Genomic DNA, 19,163 nt, shown 5'->3' with positions numbered 1-19,163 from the left:
GGTCCACGAGGGAGGGATGCGATGCCGCCGCGCCGGGAGGCCGCCGTGCTGGTCTTCGACGCCGACGACACGCTCTGGGAGAACAACGTCCTGTTCGAGCGTGTCATCGACGACTTCCTCACCTGGCTCGACCATCCGACGCTGGACCGGGCCCGGATCCGCGCGGTGCTCGACGACATCGAGCGCGCGAACGCCGTCGCGCACGGCTACGGCAGCAAGGTCTTCCTGCGCAGCCTCGGGGAGTGCCTGGAGAGGCTGCGCGAGCGTCCGGCCACCGCAGGGGAGCGCGCCGAGATCGAGCAGCTCGCCGCCGCGCTGGTCGGGCACCAGGTGGAGCTGATGCCGGGCGTGGCCGAGACGCTCGACGACCTGGCCGGGCGGCACGAGCTGCTGCTGCTGACCAAGGGCGAGCGCGAGGAGCAGCAGCGCAAGCTGGACGCGTGCGGGCTGCTGCACCACTTCCGGGCCGCGCACATCGTGCCGGAGAAGGACGCCGACACCTACCGCTGGCTGGCCCGCGAGCACGCCTTCGACCCGGCCGCCGCGTGGATGATCGGCAACTCCCCGCGCTCGGACATCCTGCCCGCGCGGGCCGCCGGGATGAACGCGGTCTTCATCCCGAACGAGAACACCTGGATCCTGGAGCACGACGAGCTGAACCCGTCCGACTCCCGGGTGATCCGGCTGGCCGCGTTCCCCGACCTGGTCCAGCACTTCTGAGCGGGCCGGTAACGTCCGGAGGGTGCCGCTGACCTTCCCGTCGCACCTGGCGCCGGTGCTGCCGCTCAAACTGTGGCGGCCGGGCTGGTTCGACGGCGTGGCACTGTGCACCGGCGCGGTGGCGCCGGACGTCGCGTACCTGTTCACCGGCACGCGACTGGCGCTCGGCATGCGGACGCACACGCTCGGCGGACTGCTCTGGTGGTGCCTGCCGGTCGCCCTCGGGTACGCCTGGGTGCTGCGCCGCGTGGTCGCCGGCATCGCGGTGCACCTGCCCGCGCGGCGGCTGTTCGGCTGGCAGTGGTACGCGACACTGGCCACTGTGCGCCACCCGTGGCAGGTGACCGTCTGCTCGGCGCTCATCGGCGCGTTCAGCCACGTGGCCTGGGACCGGGCCAGCCACAGCGAACGGCTGCCCCGGCTGCTCGGCGTCGCCGACTTCCACGCCCTGACCGGCGTGTACTGGTACCAGTTCGCCGATCTGGTGACCGGTCTGGGCGGCGGGCTGCTGGTGGCCGGGCTGGCCGTCTACGAGGCCCGCCGCGGGCTGCGGTCCGGTGACGTGCCCGTACCCGGGCCGGAGGCGAAGCCGAGCGTGTTCTGGCGGGTGGCGCTGGCGGTCACCGGGCTCGGCGCGCTGCTGCTGCCCGCGCTGCCGGCGGCCGGCGTCGCCGCCCCGGCCGGCGTACGGGCGCTGCACGTGGTCGCGTTGGCGCTCGTCGCCGGGGCGGTGGCGGCCCGGACCGGCCCGCCGTCGCCCGCCGGGCGGACTCGGCGTCTCGAAGTCGAACAGCGCGAAACCGGCTGACCCCGTTACGCCGACATGCCGCAATTCCGCATAGACATCAATCACAACCGCAGTCGTCGGTCATCGCTTGTCCGGCCTGCGCGGACGCGCCTAACCTGAGCCGGCGCCCATGCCTCGTCGGGGTGAGGCGGGGGCGCACCGGAGTCCGGTGGTGAGAGCACCGTGGAGCTGAGTGCGGGCATACCGGCTCGCCGTGCGGAGCCCGGCGGAAGGCGTCGTGCCACGCCTGCCGCGCTCCCGTGGCGCAGACCGCTACCCAACCGGACGGCCGGGGTCAGGACCGGGGAGTTGCGGACCCGGTCCTGACCCGTCCGGCGCCCGCCACCAGCACGCTGGATCGCCGCCCGGATCGCGGGTGGGACACCCCTGGTGCGCGAGCCGGTGACGGAGCGACACTGAGTCATGACACCTCAGCGCGTACCGCTGCTCGCCGGTCTGGTCGTGCTGTTCGTGACGGCCTGTACGGCGACCGGCCACGACGGCGCGTCCCCGGCGCCCACCCCGACGGTCGCGGCGGCGTCCGCGCCGGCCCCCACCGACGCGCCGGAGGCCACCCCCACCCCACCGGTTCCGACCGATGCCGCGTCGACCGCCGGAGCCTGGCGCGTCACCTGGGGGTGGGCGGTGCCCGGCGGCCCGGCCCGGGTGACCCATCGGGTACGGGTGCCGGTCACCCCGCCGCCCGGGGAACCGCTGCCCGTCCTGGTGGCGATCGACGTCGGTGACCATCCGGCGGAGGGGTTCAGCCGGATCACGTTCGCCTTCCGCGGTCCCACCCCGTCCTACGAGGTCTCCTACGTGCCGCAGGTGGTGACCGAGGGGCGGGGCGCGCCGGTCACGCTGCCCGGCACCGCGTACCTGTCGGTGCGGTTCGATCCGGCCCAGGCGCACGACGCCCGCGGCGGCGGAACGGCGGACCTGCCGCCAGCGGCGATCCGCTTCCCCACGCTGCGCGGATGGGCGGTGGCCGGCGACTTCGAGGGCCACCTCAGTTTCGGCCTCGGCCTGCAACCGTCCGACGGCGGCCGGCTGCCGGTGCGGCTGGGGGAGTCCGACCGCCCGGACGGCACCCACGTGGTGGCAGTCGACGTGCGGCGGAGCTGATCCGGCGAGGAGTCGGGCGAGGTCGTTGATTTCGAGCTTCGGATGCCCCGTCGATGAGTGAGTGTCAGCCGACCTCGCCGCGCACGATCGCCACCGCCACCCGGCAGAACTCGTCCATGTCCGGGTTGAACCCGGCGGCGATGTCGGGGTGCAGGCCGGAGCGGGTCTCGTCGAGCAACCGACGGCAGACGTCCTCCACCGGCTCGCCGGCGTAGCCGGCGCGGACCCGGTCGGCGGCCGCCTGCAGGGCCGAGGTCAGCTGATCCTCCAGCGGGCCGCGCAGCTTCTGCTGCACGGGGTCCAGCCCGCTCGGATCGAGCGTGACATGTGGCTCCGACATCGGCACTCCCTTCGTCGGCGTCCGCGGTACCCCACCGCGGACGTCGGTCAAACCATCGTCGGTACGGCCGACACCCGGACCAGATATGAGAACTCCTCCGCCGGCTGTTCGACGTACGACAGCCGGCGGATCTGCCGGTCGTCGGCCCAGAGCGCGACGTCGACGAGCACGCCGAGGTGGGCGAGACCGATGCTGGACACCCGCTTCTTGTCCTGGAGCACCGCGCACACCCCGCCCAGCAGGGTGCTGGCGTCGGAGGTGCGGTGCCCGGGCGGACAGCGCAGGGTCAGTTCCACCTCGACCGGCCCGGTCAGCGGGGTCCACCCGGTGCGCTGGGCCGCCGTGCAGGCGGCCTGAAGCAGGGCGCGGACCCTCGTCGCCTGCCGGTGCCCGGCGGCGAAGATGGACAGGGCCTCGGTCTTGACCGGGGGCAGGCCGCTCACCTCGAACGTCAGGGCGAGAGCGCGGGTGTCCTGCACGACGGCACCTCCTCGGGGGAATCCTGCCCAACCGGGGAACGCACGCAAGGCACTTCCCGTCAGAACCAACCGATCGGGCGGGCGATGGGGGACGGCCGGAGGCGCGTCGGCGTCGACGGCGACGCGCCGGCTACGGAGCTGGGCAAAACGCTAGCCGAGCCGGCTGACGCTGGGTAGCCTCCGCCGCTCCCGGATCGCCACGGCGGTCGGGCGCCGGTGTGCCGGGCCGCCGTCACATGTCCGTGATGTTTCGCTCCGTCGCAGGTCGGGCACGTTCAGCCGCACGACACGCCCGGGGCGTCGGGCGATCGGGCCCGTGCCCCGGTCGTCTCGCCGTGCACCGGGGCACGTGTCACTCCCCGGTTCTTCGCCGAAGAGAGGGGGAGGGTGATGACGACAGTCCCCGACACGGCCGCACGGCGGCCGGCCGGACGCGCGGCGGCAGCGGCCGCCGCGCTCGCGTTGGTGGCCCCGCTGGCCGCCTGCGGGTCCGGCGGCGACGGCGGCGTCCCCACGATCAACCTGTACTACCCGCCCGAGCAGAACCTGCAGAAGGTCGTCGACACCTGCAACACGGCGGCGCAGGGGCGGTACCGGATCGACTACCGGGTGCTGCCGCGCGAGGCCGACGAGCAGCGGGTGCAGATGGTGCGGCGGCTCGCCGCGCAGGACAGCGGGATGGACGTGCTCGGCCTGGACGTCACGTGGACCCAGGAGTTCGCCAGCGCGAAGTGGATCAAGGAGTGGACCGGCCAGGACAAGTCCGAGGTCGAGCAGGGCACGCTCGGCGGCCCGCTGGAGACCGCCCGGTACGAGGACAAGCTCTACGCCGCTCCCAAGAACACCAACGTGCAGCTGCTGTGGTACCGGTCCGACCTGGTGTCGCAGCCGCCGAAGACCTGGGACGAGATGATCTCCGCCGCCCAGCAGCTCAAGGAGCAGGGCAAGCCGTACCAGGTGCTCACCATGGGCGCCCAGTACGAGGGCCTGGTGGTGCTCTACAACACGCTCGCCGAGAGCGCCGGCGGCAAGATCCTCAGTGACGACGGCAAGAAGGCGGAGATGGACGCCGGCGCGGTTCGCGCGCTGGACCAGCTCCAGAAGTTCGCCACGTCGGGCGTGACCTCGCCGTCGTTCAGCAACGCGCTGGAGGACCCGGTACGGCTGGAGTTCCAGTCCGGCAAGGGCGCGTTCCAGGTGAACTGGCCGTTCGTCTATCCGGCGCTGCAGGAGGCCAACCCCGACCTGGCGAAGGACGTGAAGTGGGCCCGGGTGCCCGGCATCGACGCGGACACCCCCAGCAAGGTCACCATCGGCGGGGTCAACCTGGCGGTCAGCAGCTACTCCAAGCACCCGGAGGAGGCGTTCGAGGCGGCCCGCTGCCTGCGTAACGCCGAGAACCAGAAGTTCTCCGCCGTCAACGACGGCGTGCCGCCCACCATCGAGGCCGTCTACGACGACCCGGAGATGACCGAGGCGTACCCGATGAAGGAGACCATCCTGGAGGAGCTGAAGGACTCCGCGGTCCGGCCGCTGACCCCGGCGTACCAGAGCATCTCCACGGTGATGTCGGCGATCCTGTCGCCGCCGTCGGCGATCCGGCCCGAGCAGACCGCCGACGAGCTGCGCAAGGCGATCTCCGACGCGCTGGAGTCCAAGGGGGTTCTGCCATGAGCGCGAGGAGTGAGCCGGTCCTGCGAGCCCCGCAGTCGCGAAAGAAGGTGGCACTGTGAGCGTGAACGCCACCCCGGCCGGCGCGCAGGCCGCCGCCGAGGCCGAGGCCGAGCAGCCGGGCGGCCGGCACGCCGCCGTACCGGAACAGCGGTCCCGGCGTGGATCCCGCGCCCCGCTGAGCGAGAACAAGCGGGCCGAGCGGCGTCTGGGCTGGCTGCTGTGCGCGCCGGCCGCGCTGGTCATGGTGCTGGTCACCGCGTACCCGATCCTGTACTCGGTCTGGCTGTCGCTGCAACGCTTCGACCTGCGCTTCCCCGACGAGCGGGAGTTCGTCGGTCTGGAGAACTACGTCACCGTGCTGACGAACGACTTCTGGTGGACCGCGTTCGGGGTGACCGCGCTGATCACAGTGGTGACCGTCGCGGTCGAGCTGGTGCTCGGCATGGGCCTGGCGCTGATCATGCACCGGACGCTCGTCGGCCGCGGCATCGTCCGCACCGCCGCGTTGATCCCGTACGGCATCGTCACTGTGGTCGCGGCGTTCTCCTGGCGGTACGCCTGGACGCCGGGCACCGGCTACCTGGCGAACCTGTTCGACGGCAGCGCCCCGCTGACCGAGCGGGCCAGCTCGCTGGCGATCATCATGCTGGCGGAGATCTGGAAGACCACCCCGTTCATGGCGCTGCTGCTCATGGCCGGGCTGGCACTCGTGCCGGAGGACCTGCTCAAGGCGGCCTCCACCGACGGCGCGACGGCGTGGCAGCGGTTCACCAAGGTGATGCTGCCGGTGATGAAGCCGGCCATCCTGGTCGCGCTGCTGTTCCGCACGCTCGACGCGTTCCGGGTCTTCGACAACATCTTCGTGCTCACCAACGGCGGTAACGAGACGTCGTCGGTGTCGATGCTCGCCTACAACAACCTGATCCGGGGCCTGAACCTCGGCATCGGTTCCACGATGTCGGTGCTGATCTTCATCACCGTGGCGATCATCGCCTTCGTGTTCGTGAAGCTGTTCGGCACCGCTGCCCCGGGCAGCGACGATGGGGAGAGGCGCTGACATGGCAGTGGAAACCACCACGCGGGCGAAGGTGCGTTGGGGCCTGCTGGACGTCGTGGTAGTCGTCTTCGCGCTGGTCCCCGTGCTCTGGATCGCCTCGCTGTCGTTCAAGACCCCGGCCACGCTCACCGACGGCAAGTTCTGGCCACGGGAGTGGACGCTCGACAACTACCGGACCATCTTCGACACCGACCAGTTCGTCCGGGCCCTGGTCAACTCCATCGGCATCGCGCTGATCGCCACCGCCATCGCCGTGGTGCTCGGGACGATGGCCGCGTACGCGATCTCCCGGCTGGACTTCCCGGGCAAGAAGCTGCTCGTCGGCGTCTCGCTGCTGATCGCGATGTTCCCCCAGGTGTCGCTGGTGTCGCCGCTGTTCGAGATCGAACGGCAGCTCGGGCTGTTCGACACCTGGCCGGGGCTGATCCTGCCGTACATCACGTTCGCGCTGCCGCTGGCGATCTACACGCTGTCGGCGTTCTTCAAGCAGATCCCGTGGGACCTGGAGAAGGCGGCGAAGATGGACGGCGCCACCCAGGCGCAGGCGTTCCGGCGGGTGATCGCGCCGCTGGCCGCACCCGGCGTGTTCACCACGGCGATCCTGGTCTTCATCTTCTGCTGGAACGACTTCCTGTTCGCGATCACGCTCACCTCGACCGAGCGGTCCCGCACGGTCCCGGTGGCCCTGCAGTTCTTCACCGGCGAGTCGCAGTTCGAGGACCCGACCGGGGCGATCTGCGCCGCCGCGGTGGTGATCACCGTGCCGATCATCCTGTTCGTGCTCTTCTTCCAGCGCCGCATCGTCTCCGGTCTGACCTCCGGCGCAGTCAAGGGATAGGTGGTAGCAATGGCCGACATCGTGCTGGACAAGGTGAGCAAGCGGTTCCCGGACGGGACCACCGCCGTACAGGACGTCGACCTGGAGATCGCCGACGGCGAGTTCGTCATCCTGGTCGGCCCGTCCGGCTGCGGGAAGTCCACCACGCTCAACATGATCGCCGGGCTGGAGGACATCAGCTCCGGTGAGCTGCGCATCGGCGGTGAGCGGGTCAACGACAAGGCCCCCCGGGACCGGGACATCGCGATGGTCTTCCAGTCGTACGCGCTCTACCCGAACATGACCGTCCGGGAGAACATGGCGTTCCCGCTGCGGCTGGCGAAGCTGGACAAGGAGACCATCAACCAGAAGGTCGACGAGGCGGCGAAGGTGCTGGAGCTGACCGCGCTGCTGGACCGCAAGCCGGCCAACCTCTCCGGCGGGCAGCGGCAGCGGGTGGCGATGGGCCGGGCGATCGTCCGCCAGCCCAAGGCGTTCCTGATGGACGAGCCGCTGTCGAACCTCGACGCCAAGCTGCGGGTGCAGATGCGCACAGTGGTGTCCCGGCTGCAGAAGCAGCTCGGCACCACCACCGTCTATGTCACCCACGACCAGACCGAGGCGATGACGCTGGGCGACCGGGTGGTCATCATGCGCGGCGGCGCGGTGCAGCAGGTCGGGCCGCCGCAGGAGCTGTACGACCACCCGCGCAACCTTTTCGTCGCCGGCTTCATCGGCTCGCCCTCGATGAACTTCGTGCACGCCGTCGTGGAGGACGGCCGGCTGCGGACCGCGATCGGTGACGTGCCGGTCGGCGACCGGATCCGCCGCGAGCTGGAGGGCGCCGACGCGCCACGGGAGCTGATCCTCGGCATCCGCCCGGAGCACTTCGAGGACGCGGCGCTGGTCGACGACGAGACCCGCCGCCGGGGCATGGAGTTCGAGGCGCCCGTCGACATCGTCGAGTCGATGGGCTCGGACAAGTACGTCTACTTCACCGTCGAGGGGGAGCGGGCCACCGCCGCCGAGCTGGAGGAGCTGGCCGCCGACACGGGTGCGGCGGACTTCGCCGGCGCCGGGTCGAACCTGGTCACCCGGCTGTCGGCGGAGTCGCCGGTACGCGAGGGCGAGTCGCGGCGGGTGTGGTTCAACCTGGAGAAGATCCACCTGTTCGACCCGGGCAGCGGCCGCAACCTGACGCTGCACGAGGGCCGCTCGGCCGGCGCGCTCGCCGACTGATCCCGGACCCGCCCGAGGGCCGGTGGCATGTCTGCCGCCGGCCCTCGGCAGGACCGCCGGAGGGGATCGGCAGGCCCTGCGCCGTCACCAGGAGTGGCGCAGCGCAAGGCCGAGGAAACGGGCGTAAGCCGCCAGTGCGGCGTCCACCCGGGATCGCAGCGCGGCGTCGAACGGCACGAGCTGGTGCACGGTCACCCTCACCGCCTTCGCGCCGATCGTCCGCGTCCAGGTGCCGGCCACGCGCCCGCCGCGCACCACAGTGGAGCGGAACATCCCGTTGTTGCCGGGGACCACGGCGGCGGCGTGCGCCGGGTCGAGCATCAGCGACCGGTCCTTGAAGCCGAGCAGGTATTCGTCGAAGCCGGGCAGCGTGTGCACGTCGTCGGCGGGCGCGCGGGGCGCGTCGAGCAGCGCGGTGTCGACCACCGCGGGCTCGCCGTCGACCTCGACCGGGGAGAGCAGGTCACCGGCGAGCGTGATCGCCCGGGTCGCGTCGGTGACGGTCAGGCCGGTCCACCGGGCCAGCTCGTGCCGCGACACCGGGCCGTGGCCGCGCACGTAGCGGTGCGCCAGCAACGCCAGCGCCTCGTCGCGCTCCGGACGGTGCGGCTCGGGCGCCCACTCGTCGAGCAGGACGAATGTCTGCTCGGTGCCGACGTGCGGGGCGATGCAGGTGACGCCGCGCTGGCTGGCGTACCACAGCAGGTGGTAGCCGCGCTGACCGTCCGTGTCCAGCCCGGCGGCGCGCAACGCGGCCAGGCACTCGGCGCGGGTGAGCCGCCCGCCGCCGGTCAGCGCCGCGCCCAGCACGTCGCCGGCCCGGTCGCCGTCGGCGAGGGTCAGCCCGAGCTGCCGCCACCGCCCGCCGATGCCGGCGAGCGTCCGCGCCCCGGTCAGCTCCAGCATCCACCGCGTGTCGCGCGCCGGCACCAGGTGCACGGTGCCGCGCATCGGCCAGGTGCGCAGCGCCTCGCGCCGCTCCAGCGCCGCGCTGACGTCGGCCTGGGTGGCGCCGGGCAGGCGTACGCCGAGCGACCACAGCCCGCTCGCCGCGTCCTGCACCTGCATGGCGCCGAACCACTCGACCACGTCGGCGACACCCGTCGGGCGGGCGGTGGGGTGCGGGCGCAGCAGCAGGGCGGTCATGCGCAGCGCGAGCGCCTCGGCGCGGCTGAGGCGTACGGTCACGGGCGTCAGCCTAGGCCCGGGGTACGACAACCCGGCCCCTGATCGCGCTGCGCCGGCGGCGCTGCCGACACCAGCGCGATCCCCCGTTCAGGTTCCCGGCGCGGGGCGGCCGGTGCGGCCGGCGCCGGTCCGATCAGCATCCCGTGTGAGCTGGGCGCAGGCAGCGGTTGCCGGCGGAACTTGCGCAAATCTTGAGCCACGCTCAAGCCAGGCGCCGGTGCATCACCAGCAGGTCGACGTACCCCCGGGTGGGGTGCCGGAAGCCCTCCGGCACCCGGCCGATCACCTCGAAGCCCAGCGACCGCCACAGCGCGACCGCCCGGGTGTTAGTGGCCACCACGGCGTTGAACTGCATGGCCCGGTAGCCGTCGGCCCGGGCCGCGTCGAGCACGTGCGCGGCCAGCGCCCGGCCGACGCCGCGCCCGGCGGCGGCCGGGTCGACCATGAACGAGGCGTTCGCCACGTGGTCGCCCGGACCACCCTGGTTGGGCGCCAGCTTGGCCGAACCGAGCACCGCGCCGTCCGGCGCCACCGCGACCACGGTGCGCGCCGGCGGGGCCGGCATCCAGAGCCCACGCGCCTGCTCCTCGGTGAGGTCGCGGGGCCAGGTGTACGTCTCGCCGGCCGCCACGATCTCGCGCAGGAACGGCCAGATCAGCGGCCAGTCGGCCGGCGTGGCGGTACGGATCTGCACCCGGCGAGCATGCCACGCCCGGCGTTTGACGGAGCAAGTAACGGGTAGTCGCCGGAGCTGACCCGAAACGAGGAGGAAACGTCTGATGGATGGCCAGGTCAAGGTCGCGGTGATCTATTACAGCGCGACCGGCATCACCTACCAGATGGCGCAGGCGGCGGTCGAGGCGGCGGGGGAGGCCGGCGCCGAGGTGCGCCTGCGCAAGGTACGTGAGCTGGCGCCCGACGAGGCGATCCGCTCCAACTCCGGCTGGCAGGCGCACCGGCTGGAGACCCAGGACGTGATGGAGGCCGAACCGGACGACCTGGCCTGGGCGGACGTGGTGATCATGGGCGCGCCGACCCGGTACGGCATGATCGCCGCCCAGCTCAAGCAGTTCATCGACACCACCGGGCCGCTGTGGGCCAACGGGGCGCTGGCCGACAAGGTCTACACCGGGTTCACCTCGACCGCCACGTCGCACGGCGGCCAGGAGGCGACGCTGCTGTCGCTGTACACGGTCTTCTACCACTGGGGCGGTGTCGTGGTGACCCCCGGCTACACCGACCCGAGCCAGTTCGTCGCCGGCAACCCGTACGGCGCGTCGCACACCAGCAACAACGGCGAGGTGGCCCCGGACCACGTGGCCCTGACCGCCACCGCGCTGACCGCCAAGCGGGCCGTGCTGATGGGGGCGGCGCTGAAGCGGGGCATGGCCGGCTGACCGGCGCGACCGGGTGACCGGTGGCCGGGCGGGGGCTCTCGAACCCGTCCGGACCACCGGTCGCCAGTGCCCTACCCGCGATCGGCCGCGCCATGCGCGCTCAGCGCCGGCCGGTCGAGCAGATGCCCGAGCAGATCCGCCAGGACCTTCGTGCCGTCCTGGCTCAGCACCGACTCCGGGTGGAACTGCACCCCGGCGAAGCCCGCGCCGCGCAGCGCGTGCACCGCGCCGTCGGCCGGGTCGCGGGACACCTCGACCGGGCCGTACGGGCCGGCGACCCGGTCGGCGTCGGCGCGGGCGGTGAAGCTGGCGTAGAACCCGACGCGGCGGGTCACCCCGAACACCGGCACGTCCCGCGGCAACCCCTGGTACGGCGCGTCGCGGCGGTGCAGCGGCAGGCCCAGCAGCCCGGCGAGCAACTGGTGGCCCAGGCACACCGCGAGCGTCGGCCGGCCCGAGTCGAGCAGCTCGGTCAGCAGCGCCCGCAGCGCCACCATCTTCGGGGCGGTGGCGTCCCGCGGGTCACCCGGCCCCGGGCCGACCACCACCAGGTCGTAGCCGTCCAGCGGGCCCGGGTCCGGCCAGTCCCGCCGGGTCACCGCCAGGCCCAGCGCGCCGAGCTGGTGGGCGAGCATGCCGGTGAACGTGTCCTCGCCGTCGACGATCAGCGCCCGGCGTCCGGCGAGCCCGCGCAGCGCGAGTGCCCCCGGCTTCCGCTGGTCCAGCCAGAACCGGGCCAGCGGGGCGTTGCGGGCGGCCAGCGCGGCGCGTACCTCGGGGTCGTCGGCGTACCGGACGGCCGGCTCGGTGGCCGAGCGCGGCGCGTCCGGGCCCAGACCCAGCGCGGCGAGCACCCCGGCGGCCTTCGCGTGCGTCTCGGCGACCTCCCCGGCGGTGGTCGAGTGCCGGACCAGCGTCGCGCCGACCGGCACGCGCAGCGCGCCGTCCGGGGAGATCTCGGCGGTACGGATCAGGATCGGCGCGTCGAGCGTCTGCCGGCCCTGCTCGTCGCGGCCCAGCAGGGCGAGCACCCCGGCGTAGTAGCGCCGGCCGGCGCGCTCGTGCCGGGCGATCACCCGGCAGGCGTTCTCCATCGGGCTGCCGGTGACCGTCGGCGCGAACATGGTCTCCCGCAGCACCTCGCGGACGTCCCGGGAGCAGCGCCCGGCCAGCAGGTACTCGGTGTGCGCCAGGTGCGCCATCTCCTTCAGGTACGGCCCGACCACCTGGCCGCCGTGCTCGGCGACCACGGCCATCATCTTCAGCTCCTCGTCCAGCACCATGTACAGCTCCTCCACCTCCTTCTCGTCGTGCAGGAAGCGCAGCAGCTCAGCCCGGTCGACGGTCGCGCCCCGGTGCCGGAACGTGCCGCTGATCGGGTTCATCTCGACCAGCCCGTCGGCGACGCTGACGTGCCGCTCAGGGCTGGCGCCGACCAGGATCCGGGTGCCGGTGTGCACCAGGAACGTCCAGTACGCGCCCCGCTCGCGCAGCAGCAGCCGGCGCAGCGCGGCCAGGGCCGCCGCAAGCGGGTCGCCCTGCACTGTGGCGCGCATGGTGCGGTGGATGACGAAGTTCGCGCCCTCGCCCCGGCCGATCTCGTCGGTCAGCACCCGTTCCACTATCGCCGCGTACTCGTCGTCGGGGATGTCGAAGCCGGCGTCGCGGGTGCGTACCTCGGCGTCGGGCAGGTCGTCGAGGAGTTCGGCGAGCGGTATCCGCCGGTGCTCCTCGACCGCCAGGAACTCCAGCGGCAGCCCGTCGTCGACGCACTCGAAACCGCGTTCGGTGATCTGCCGGTACGGCACCACCGCCAGCGTGTGCGGCCCGGGGCCGTGTTCGGGCAGTGGCAGGTCGGCGAGCCGGTCGGCGGTGCGTACCGGGCCGGTGAACAGGTCGACATGGCCGGCGCCCTCGCGGCGGACGAGCGCGAACGGGCCGGGGTCGCGGCCGGCCGCGACGGCGGCGAGCGGGTCGGACGGGCGGGTCATCGGGTCTCCTCGGTGGGCCGGTGGCCGCCGGTGAAGGCGACCCGGGATGCCGGGGAAGACCGGCGGCCGCCTCGTCGGGCGGCCGCGTGGGGAAAGCTACGCGCGGGGGTGGGCCGCCGGGTCGGCGGGCCACCAGCAGGACAGATGCGCGAGCATGACGGTCACTGTACGCGGTCGGCGGTCGGCGCGGAACCCGATCACACGAGAGCGGTACGGATCTTGGCGTAGCCGCCGGTCACGGCGGGTAGGTTGACCGGCGATGGACATTCTCGCTCTGGATCTGGGCACCTCCTCGGTGCGCGGCCTGGTGCTCGACGCGGACGCCGTGCCCCGTCCGGGCGCGCTGGCCCGGCGCCGGGTGCGCCTGGTCACCGGGGAGGACGGCAGCGGGACGCTCGACGGCCCGGCCTATCTGGCCTGCCTGATCGAGTGCGTGGACGAGCTGGCCGCCGGTGGGCACCTGCGGGACGTGGAGCTGGTCGCCACCTCCGCGCAGTGGCACTCGGTGCTGCCGGTGGCCGCCGACGGCACACCGTCGGGGCCGGTGCTGACCTGGCTGGACACCCGGCCGGAGCCGCTTGGCGGAGCGACCGGGCCGGCCGACCCGGAGGACTTCCACAGGCGTACCGGCACCTGGTGGCACCGCTGCTACTGGTCGGTGCGGCTGCCCTGGCTGCGCGAGCGGGCCGGCCCGGCCGCCCGTTTCACCGGGCTCACCGAGTACGCGCTCGGCACGCTGCTCGACGAGGCGCCGATGTCCGTGTCGCTGGCCTCCGGCACCGGGCTGTTCGACCTGTGGCGCCTGGACTGGGACGCGGAGGCGTGCGAGCTGGCCGGCGTACGCCCGGATGGGTTGGCGCCGCCGGCCCCGCGGGGCTGGCACGGCCGGCTGAACGCGACGTACGCCCGGCGCTGGCCGCAGTTGGCCGGCGCGCGGTGGGCGCCGCCGGTCGGCGACGGCGCGGCGGCGAACGTCGGCTCGGGCTGCGTCGAGCCCTCCCGCGCGGCGGTGACCGTCGGCACCTCGGCGGCGGTCCGTGTGATCCAGGCGCTGCCGGCCGGTGCGCAGCCGCCGCCGCTGCCGGCGCAGCTCTGGCGCTACCGGGTCGACCACGACCACGTGGTGACCGGCGCGGCGTACTCCAGCGGCGGCAACCTCTTCGCCTGGGCGGCCCGCGAGCTGCGGCTGCCGGAGGGCGCGGAGCTGGAGGCGGCGCTGGACCGCACCGCCGGCCCGGTGCGGGCCGATCCGCGCTTCGGCGGCGACCGTCCACCCGGCACCGCCCCGGCGGGCTCGGGGGAGCTGCGCGGGCTGAGCTTCGGCACCACCGCCGTGGACATCCTCGCCGGTCTGATGAGCGGGCTGTGCCGGCTGGTCGCCGACGACCTGACCCTGCTGGAGGCCGACATCGGCGAGCCGACGGAGGTGATCCTCGGCGGCGGGGCGCTGACCGCCTCGCCGTGGTGGCGCGGGGCGTTCCTCGACGCGCTCGCGCCGCGCCGGGTGGCCTGGCAGCGCAACCCGGAGATCGGCGCGACCGGCGCCGCGCTCATCGCGCTGGGCCGGCTCGCGGAGGCGGGCGAGATCGCCGGGGTCGGCCGGACGGACGAGGCCGCCTCGCACGCGTGACCGTCCACCCGCGGCGCTGACCGTCCTGGTCATGCCGTCCGGGCGGCCGTTGACACCGACCGCCGGCCTGATTGGATGGACTCCGCTCCCCGACGTGGTGGGGCGGGACGAGGAGGCAACCGTGGGCGCAGGTCCCGACCCGGTTCGCGGTGCGGCCCCTCAACCGCACCGGCGGCGCTCCGGGTTCCGGCTGCGGGACTGGCGGATGGGCACCAAGCTCGCCACGGTGCTGGTGATCCCCTCACTGGCGTTCCTGATCCTGGCCGGCATCCAGACCCGGGGACTGGTCGGGCAGACCACCACGCTGAGCGCCTTCGCCGAGCAGGTCGGCATCGGCCGGCAGATCTCCGCCGCCGTGGACCGGCTCCAGCACGAACGGGACCGCACCGCCGGTGAACTGGCCGCGCTGCGCCGCGCCGGCACCGGCGCCGACCGGGACGCCGCCGTCGCCGCGCTCAAGCCGCTCCAGGAGGCCACCGACCGGGCGATGACGGAGCTGCGCACCGCCGCCGCGCCGCTGGCCGACGCCGACGCCGCCTGGCGCGTTTCCTACTCCGAGGCCATCGAGGCGTACGACCAGGTGGTGAACATCCGGGCGGCGGTGGCGCCGGCGGTGCTGTCCAGCGACACCGTGCTGAGCAACTACCACAGGTCCGTCGCGGCGCTGCTGCGCCTGCTGGCCGAGCCGTCGCCGGGCGACGGCCGGCAGGACCTGACCGAGGCGGTGCTGCGGTACGTGCAGGTCTCCCGGGTCAAGGAGCTGTCCTCGCGCATCCGCGCGGAGCTCTACGCCGCCGCCCGGTCCGGCCGGTACGAGCCCGACGCCCAGGTGACGCTGAGCGACCTGCGGGCCCAGCAGCTCACCGCGCTCGGCGCGTTCCGGGTCGCGGCGACCTCGGACCAGATCCGCCGCTACGACCGCACCTCGGTCGACCCGGCGTTCGTCGCCGCCACCCGGATGGAGGAGCGCACCCTGCCCGGCGGCGAGGCGAAGCCGGCCCTGCTGGACGCGGCCCAGTGGTGGGCGGCCGGCGAGCAGCGGCAGGAGCTGTTCCGCCAGCTGGAGAGCGAGATCGTCGCCGACGCGGTACGCGAGGCGGACGACGCCAGCGCCCGGCAACTGCGCGACACGCTGCTGGTGGGCGGCGCGATCGCCACGGTGCTCCTGGCCGCGGTGCTGATCTCGCTGCTGGTCGGCCGGTCGGTGGCCCGCGCCATGCGGCAGCTCCGCGGCCAGGCGCTGCGGATCGCGCAGGTGGACCTGCCGCTGACGCTGGAACGGCTGCGCACGGTGGACCGCCCGGTGGGCGCGATCGACGTACCGCCCGCGGTGATCGACTCGCAGGACGAGATCGGCGAGCTGGCGGAGGCGTTCGTGGCGGTGCACCGCAGCGCCGTCGACGTGGCGGTCGAGCAGGCGATGATGCGGCGCAACGTCAACGCCATGTTCGTCAACCTGGCCCGGCGCAGCCAGGTGCTCGTGGAGCGGCAACTGGAGCTGCTCGACGACCTCGAACGCGAGGAGAGCGACCCGGACCAGCTGGAGAACCTGTTCAAGCTCGACCACCTCGCCGCCCGCATGCGCCGCAACGACGAGAGCCTGCTGGTGCTCGCCGGCAGCGAGTCGACCCGGCGGTGGAACCGCCCGGTGGGCCTGGGCGCGGTGCTGCTGGCCGCCAGCGCGGAGATCGAGCAGTATCAGCGGGTGCGCCACGAGAACCGGACCGACCTGCACGTCGTCGGGCACGCGGTGGGCGACCTGGTGCACCTCTTCGCGGAGCTGCTGGAGAACGCCACCGCCTTCTCCCGCCCGGACACCGCGGTGCGGGTGGTCGTCGAGCCGGACGGCCGGGGCGCGCTGGTGCAGGTGGTCGACGCGGGCCTGGGCATGAGCCCGTCGGCGCTGGCCGAGGCGAACGCGGTGCTCGCCGAGCCGCCGGCCGCCGACGTGTCGGCCTCGGAGCGGATGGGCCTGTTCGTGGTGAGCCACCTCAGCGCCCGGCACGGCGTACGGGTGCGGTTGAGCGCCAGCCGGGCGGGCCTGGTGGCCCGGGTGCGGATCCCGGCCGAGCTGCTCGCCGAGGCGCCCACGCCGGAGACGGACCGGCCGGGGCCGGACCGGCTCGGGCGCGGCGCGGAGCAGCGGGCGCTCACCGGTCGGGTCGCGGCGTCCGGGGCGCTCGTGGCGGCGACCGCCGAACTGCCGGTGGCCGGATGGCGTCCGGCGCCGGGCCAGCCCGCGGCGCTGCCGGTGTCCCCGCTGACCGGCCGGCCGCTCGGCGACGGAACCGACGCCGCGCCCGGCGCGCCGGCGCCGGCCGCCGCGCCGGTCACCGCGCCACGGCCCCGGCCGGGACGGGCCGAGGACGTGCTCACGCCGGACGCCGGCGCGGCGGGCGGCGGCTGGTTCAGCCGGCAGGGACCGGCCGCGTCGGCGCCGGGTGTGACGCCGGCCCCGGCGGCGACGCCGGTGACCGGAGGGACGAACGAGCGGGGCCTGCCGGTACGCGTGCCGATGGCCCAGCTCACCTCGGTCGCCCCGGCCGGGCGTCCGGACCGCCCGGTGGTGCGGCACGAGCCGGATCCGGAGGCGGTCGGCGGCATGCTGTCGCGCCTCTACAGCGGCGTACGGCGGGCCGAGGCCGAGGAGACCACCGAGATGTACCTGCCGCACGACGAAGGAGGGCGACGACAGTGACGACGTTGAGCCAGGAGGCACGCGACCTGAGCTGGCTGGTGAACGCGTTCGCCGAGCGTGTTCCGGGGGTGGCCCACGCGGTGGTGGTGTCCTCCGACGGGCTCCTGGTGGCGATCTCGGCGCACCTGCCCCGCGACCACGCGGACAAGCTCGCCGCGGTGACCTCCGGCCTGATGAGCATCACCGCCGGGGCGGCGCAGATGTTCGACGGTGACGTCGTCAAGCAGACGGTGGTCGAGATGGGGCGCGGCTACTTCCTGGTGATGCAGATCCGGGACGGCTCGATCCTGGCCACGCTGGCCGGGGCGGACGCCGACATCGGCGTGGTCGGCTACGAGATGGCGCGGCTGGCCAAGCAGGCGGGCGAGATGCTCACCCCGGCGTTGCGCGCCGAACTCCAGCAGGCGCTGCCGCGCTGAGAGCGCGCCCGGCCGGTGGTCTGCCGGCCGGGCGCGCACCGGGTCACAGGCCGTTGCGGCGGATCACGTCGCGGTACCAGTGAGCGCTGCGCTTGAGCACCCGTCGCTGGCTCGCGTAGTCCACGTAGACCAGGCCCCAGCGCTGCTCGTACCCCTCGGCCCACTCGAAGTTGTCAAGCAGTGACCAGACGTGGTAGCTCTCCAGCGGCACCCCGTCGGCGACGGCCCGGTGGGCGGCGGCGAAGTGGTCGCGCAGGAAGGCGACCCGCCCGGCGTCGTCGATGTTGCCGTCCGGACCGGGCACGTCGGGGCAGGGCAGGCCGTTCTCGGTGATGGTGATCGGCACCCGGCCGTAGTCGCGGGTGACCCGGGTCAGGATGTCGTACATGCCCTCCGGGTAGATCTGCTGCCACTCCGCCTCGGAGGTGGGCCACTTGCGGACCGTGTCGCGGGTGCCGGTGACGTAGAGCGGCGTGTAGTACTGCACGGCGAGCAGGTCGACCGGGCTGGAGATGATCTTCAGGTCGCCGTCGCGGACGCCGCGCGCCATCCGGCTGTCCGGGCCGAGGTCGTCCAGCACGTCCTCCGGGTACGCGCCCTTGAAGATCGAGTCGAGGTAGAGGCGGTTCTCGTAGCCGTCGTGGAGCCGGGTCGCGGCGGCCGACTCGGCCGAGTCGTCGGCCGGGTAGCAGGGGTGCAGGTTGAGCGCCGGGCCGATCCGGCCGGTGACGCCGGAGGCGCGCAGCGCCCGCACGGCGAGGCCGTGGGCGAGCTGGAGGTGGTGGGCGACCAGATACGCCGCGTCCTCGTCGCGGATGCCCGGCGCGTGGTGGCCCCAGATGTAGCCGTTCTGCACCACAGTCTTCGGCTCGTTGATGGTCAGCCAGACCGGCACCTGGTCGCCGAGGGCGCGGAACACCACGTCGGAGTACTCGGCGAAGCGCTCGGCGGTGTCCCGGTTCTCCCAGCCGCCGGCGTCCTGCAGAGCCTGGGGGAGATCCCAGTGGAACAGCGTGGCCATCGGCGCGATGCCGCGCTCGTGCAGCCCGTCCACCAGGCGGCGGTAGAAGTCGAGGCCGCGCTGGTTGGGGCGGCCGGAGCCGTCGGCCTGGATGCGCGGCCAGGAGATGGAGAACCGGTAGCTGCGCAGCCCCAGCTCGCGCATCAGGTCCAGATCCTGGGCGTACCGGTGGTAGTGGTCGGCCGCGACGTCGCCGGTGTCGCCGTTGCGGGTGCGGCCCGGCGTGTGGCTGAAGGTGTCCCAGACGGACTCACCCCGCCCGTCCTCCTTCGCGGCCCCCTCGATCTGGTACGCCGAGGTCGCCGCCCCCCAGCCGAAGCCGTCCGGGAAGCGCAGCCCGCGATCCGGCTCCGGGTCGGTGGTGCGCTCGGGCCGGCTGTCGCAGCCGCCGAGCGCGACTGTCGACGCGGCGACCCCGGCCGCGGTGGCGCCGGCGAGCCCGGTCCGGGCCGCGCCGGCCGCGGTCGCGGAGAGGGCGGCGCGGCGGAGCAGGCGCCGTCGGGTGAGTAACGACATGAGGCTTCTCCTCGGAGTGACGGGCCGCCCAGGGCCGGGAGCGCTCCCAGCATAGCCAGGGGCGG

Annotated in this window: 17 protein-coding genes; 11 read left to right on the top strand and 6 right to left on the bottom strand. The window is 73.5% G+C overall.

The window, feature by feature from the left end; genetic code table 11:
* Positions 1-21: 21 nt before the first annotated feature.
* The 3 genes from ACGFIA_RS07495 to ACGFIA_RS07485 all read left to right on the top strand — a co-directional run bounded on the left by ACGFIA_RS07495 (position 22) and on the right by ACGFIA_RS07485 (position 2,632).
* Complete coding sequence (locus ACGFIA_RS07495; protein WP_357388099.1) at positions 22-720, top strand: HAD family hydrolase; 699 nt, start codon at positions 22-24, stop codon at positions 718-720.
* Positions 721-742: 22 nt separating this feature from the next.
* Positions 743-1,528: a DUF4184 family protein gene (locus ACGFIA_RS07490; RefSeq protein ID WP_393259090.1), complete on the top strand. Its 786-nt coding sequence runs from the start codon at positions 743-745 to the stop codon at positions 1,526-1,528.
* A 402-nt stretch (positions 1,529-1,930) separates the two neighbouring features.
* Positions 1,931-2,632: a hypothetical protein gene (locus ACGFIA_RS07485; RefSeq protein WP_393259088.1), complete on the top strand. Its 702-nt coding sequence runs from the start codon at positions 1,931-1,933 to the stop codon at positions 2,630-2,632.
* Positions 2,633-2,696: 64 nt separating this feature from the next.
* Here the strand turns inward: ACGFIA_RS07485 and ACGFIA_RS07480 are convergent, their stop codons facing one another.
* Positions 2,697-2,972: a hypothetical protein gene (locus ACGFIA_RS07480; protein ID WP_354873181.1), complete on the bottom strand. Its 276-nt coding sequence runs from the start codon at positions 2,970-2,972 to the stop codon at positions 2,697-2,699.
* 47 nt (positions 2,973-3,019) lie between these two features.
* Positions 3,020-3,451: a hypothetical protein gene (locus ACGFIA_RS07475; RefSeq protein ID WP_357388105.1), complete on the bottom strand. Its 432-nt coding sequence runs from the start codon at positions 3,449-3,451 to the stop codon at positions 3,020-3,022.
* A 390-nt stretch (positions 3,452-3,841) separates the two neighbouring features.
* Between ACGFIA_RS07475 and ACGFIA_RS07470 the strand changes: the two genes are divergently transcribed.
* The 4 genes from ACGFIA_RS07470 to ACGFIA_RS07455 are packed head-to-tail and all read left to right on the top strand — an operon-like array spanning position 3,842 to position 8,238.
* Complete coding sequence (locus ACGFIA_RS07470) at positions 3,842-5,125, top strand: ABC transporter substrate-binding protein (RefSeq protein WP_357388107.1); 1,284 nt, start codon at positions 3,842-3,844, stop codon at positions 5,123-5,125.
* Positions 5,126-5,180: 55 nt separating this feature from the next.
* Positions 5,181-6,182, top strand: a complete 1,002-nt coding sequence (locus ACGFIA_RS07465) for a sugar ABC transporter permease (RefSeq protein WP_357388109.1) — start codon at positions 5,181-5,183, stop codon at positions 6,180-6,182.
* Between the two features lies 1 nt (position 6,183).
* On the top strand, positions 6,184-7,020 hold the full coding sequence (locus tag ACGFIA_RS07460) for a carbohydrate ABC transporter permease (RefSeq protein WP_357388111.1): 837 nt from the start codon (positions 6,184-6,186) through the stop codon (positions 7,018-7,020).
* Positions 7,021-7,029: 9 nt separating this feature from the next.
* Entirely contained in the window at positions 7,030-8,238 is a 1,209-nt protein-coding gene (locus ACGFIA_RS07455) for an ABC transporter ATP-binding protein (RefSeq protein ID WP_393259085.1), read from the top strand.
* An 84-nt stretch (positions 8,239-8,322) separates the two neighbouring features.
* Here the strand turns inward: ACGFIA_RS07455 and ACGFIA_RS07450 are convergent, their stop codons facing one another.
* Both ACGFIA_RS07450 and ACGFIA_RS07445 read right to left on the bottom strand, forming a co-directional pair.
* Positions 8,323-9,426, bottom strand: coding sequence for a winged helix DNA-binding domain-containing protein (locus ACGFIA_RS07450; protein ID WP_393259083.1), 1,104 nt, complete (start codon positions 9,424-9,426; stop codon positions 8,323-8,325).
* 202 nt (positions 9,427-9,628) lie between these two features.
* A complete protein-coding gene (locus tag ACGFIA_RS07445; protein ID WP_357388117.1) occupies positions 9,629-10,120 on the bottom strand; it encodes a GNAT family N-acetyltransferase in 492 nt (163 codons plus the stop codon).
* 85 nt (positions 10,121-10,205) lie between these two features.
* On the opposite strand from ACGFIA_RS07445, the gene wrbA reads away from it, so the two are divergent.
* The gene (wrbA, locus tag ACGFIA_RS07440) at positions 10,206-10,823 is read left to right on the top strand and encodes an NAD(P)H:quinone oxidoreductase (protein WP_357388119.1); all 618 of its coding nucleotides are present in this window, start codon (positions 10,206-10,208) and stop codon (positions 10,821-10,823) included.
* 71 nt (positions 10,824-10,894) lie between these two features.
* Here wrbA and ACGFIA_RS07435 read toward each other — a convergent pair whose 3' ends face one another.
* Positions 10,895-12,814, bottom strand: a complete 1,920-nt coding sequence (locus ACGFIA_RS07435; RefSeq protein ID WP_393259080.1) for a chorismate-binding protein — start codon at positions 12,812-12,814, stop codon at positions 10,895-10,897.
* 259 nt (positions 12,815-13,073) lie between these two features.
* Between ACGFIA_RS07435 and ACGFIA_RS07430 the strand changes: the two genes are divergently transcribed.
* From ACGFIA_RS07430 to ACGFIA_RS07420, 3 genes are read left to right on the top strand one after another with little or no spacing between them, the layout of a single operon-like run.
* Positions 13,074-14,444 carry an FGGY family carbohydrate kinase gene (locus ACGFIA_RS07430; RefSeq protein WP_357388123.1) on the top strand — a complete coding sequence of 457 codons (1,371 nt, stop codon included), beginning with the start codon at positions 13,074-13,076 and terminating at the stop codon, positions 14,442-14,444.
* A gap of 31 nt (positions 14,445-14,475) precedes the next feature.
* Positions 14,476-17,142, top strand: a complete 2,667-nt coding sequence (locus tag ACGFIA_RS07425) for a nitrate- and nitrite sensing domain-containing protein (protein ID WP_393259078.1) — start codon at positions 14,476-14,478, stop codon at positions 17,140-17,142.
* Between the two features lie 5 nt (positions 17,143-17,147).
* A complete protein-coding gene (locus ACGFIA_RS07420; protein WP_196806755.1) occupies positions 17,148-17,561 on the top strand; it encodes a roadblock/LC7 domain-containing protein in 414 nt (137 codons plus the stop codon).
* A gap of 43 nt (positions 17,562-17,604) precedes the next feature.
* Here the strand turns inward: ACGFIA_RS07420 and ACGFIA_RS07415 are convergent, their stop codons facing one another.
* Positions 17,605-19,098: a GH1 family beta-glucosidase gene (locus ACGFIA_RS07415; protein ID WP_357386603.1), complete on the bottom strand. Its 1,494-nt coding sequence runs from the start codon at positions 19,096-19,098 to the stop codon at positions 17,605-17,607.
* Between the last annotated feature and the right edge of the window lie 65 nt (positions 19,099-19,163).

The sequence above is a fragment of the Micromonospora sp. NPDC049203 genome (genome assembly GCF_043197215.1).
In the GTDB taxonomy this organism is placed as follows: domain Bacteria; phylum Actinomycetota; class Actinomycetes; order Mycobacteriales; family Micromonosporaceae; genus Micromonospora.
Note: the sequence above shows the minus strand (reverse complement) of the source record. Positions and strands in the feature narration are given on the sequence as shown.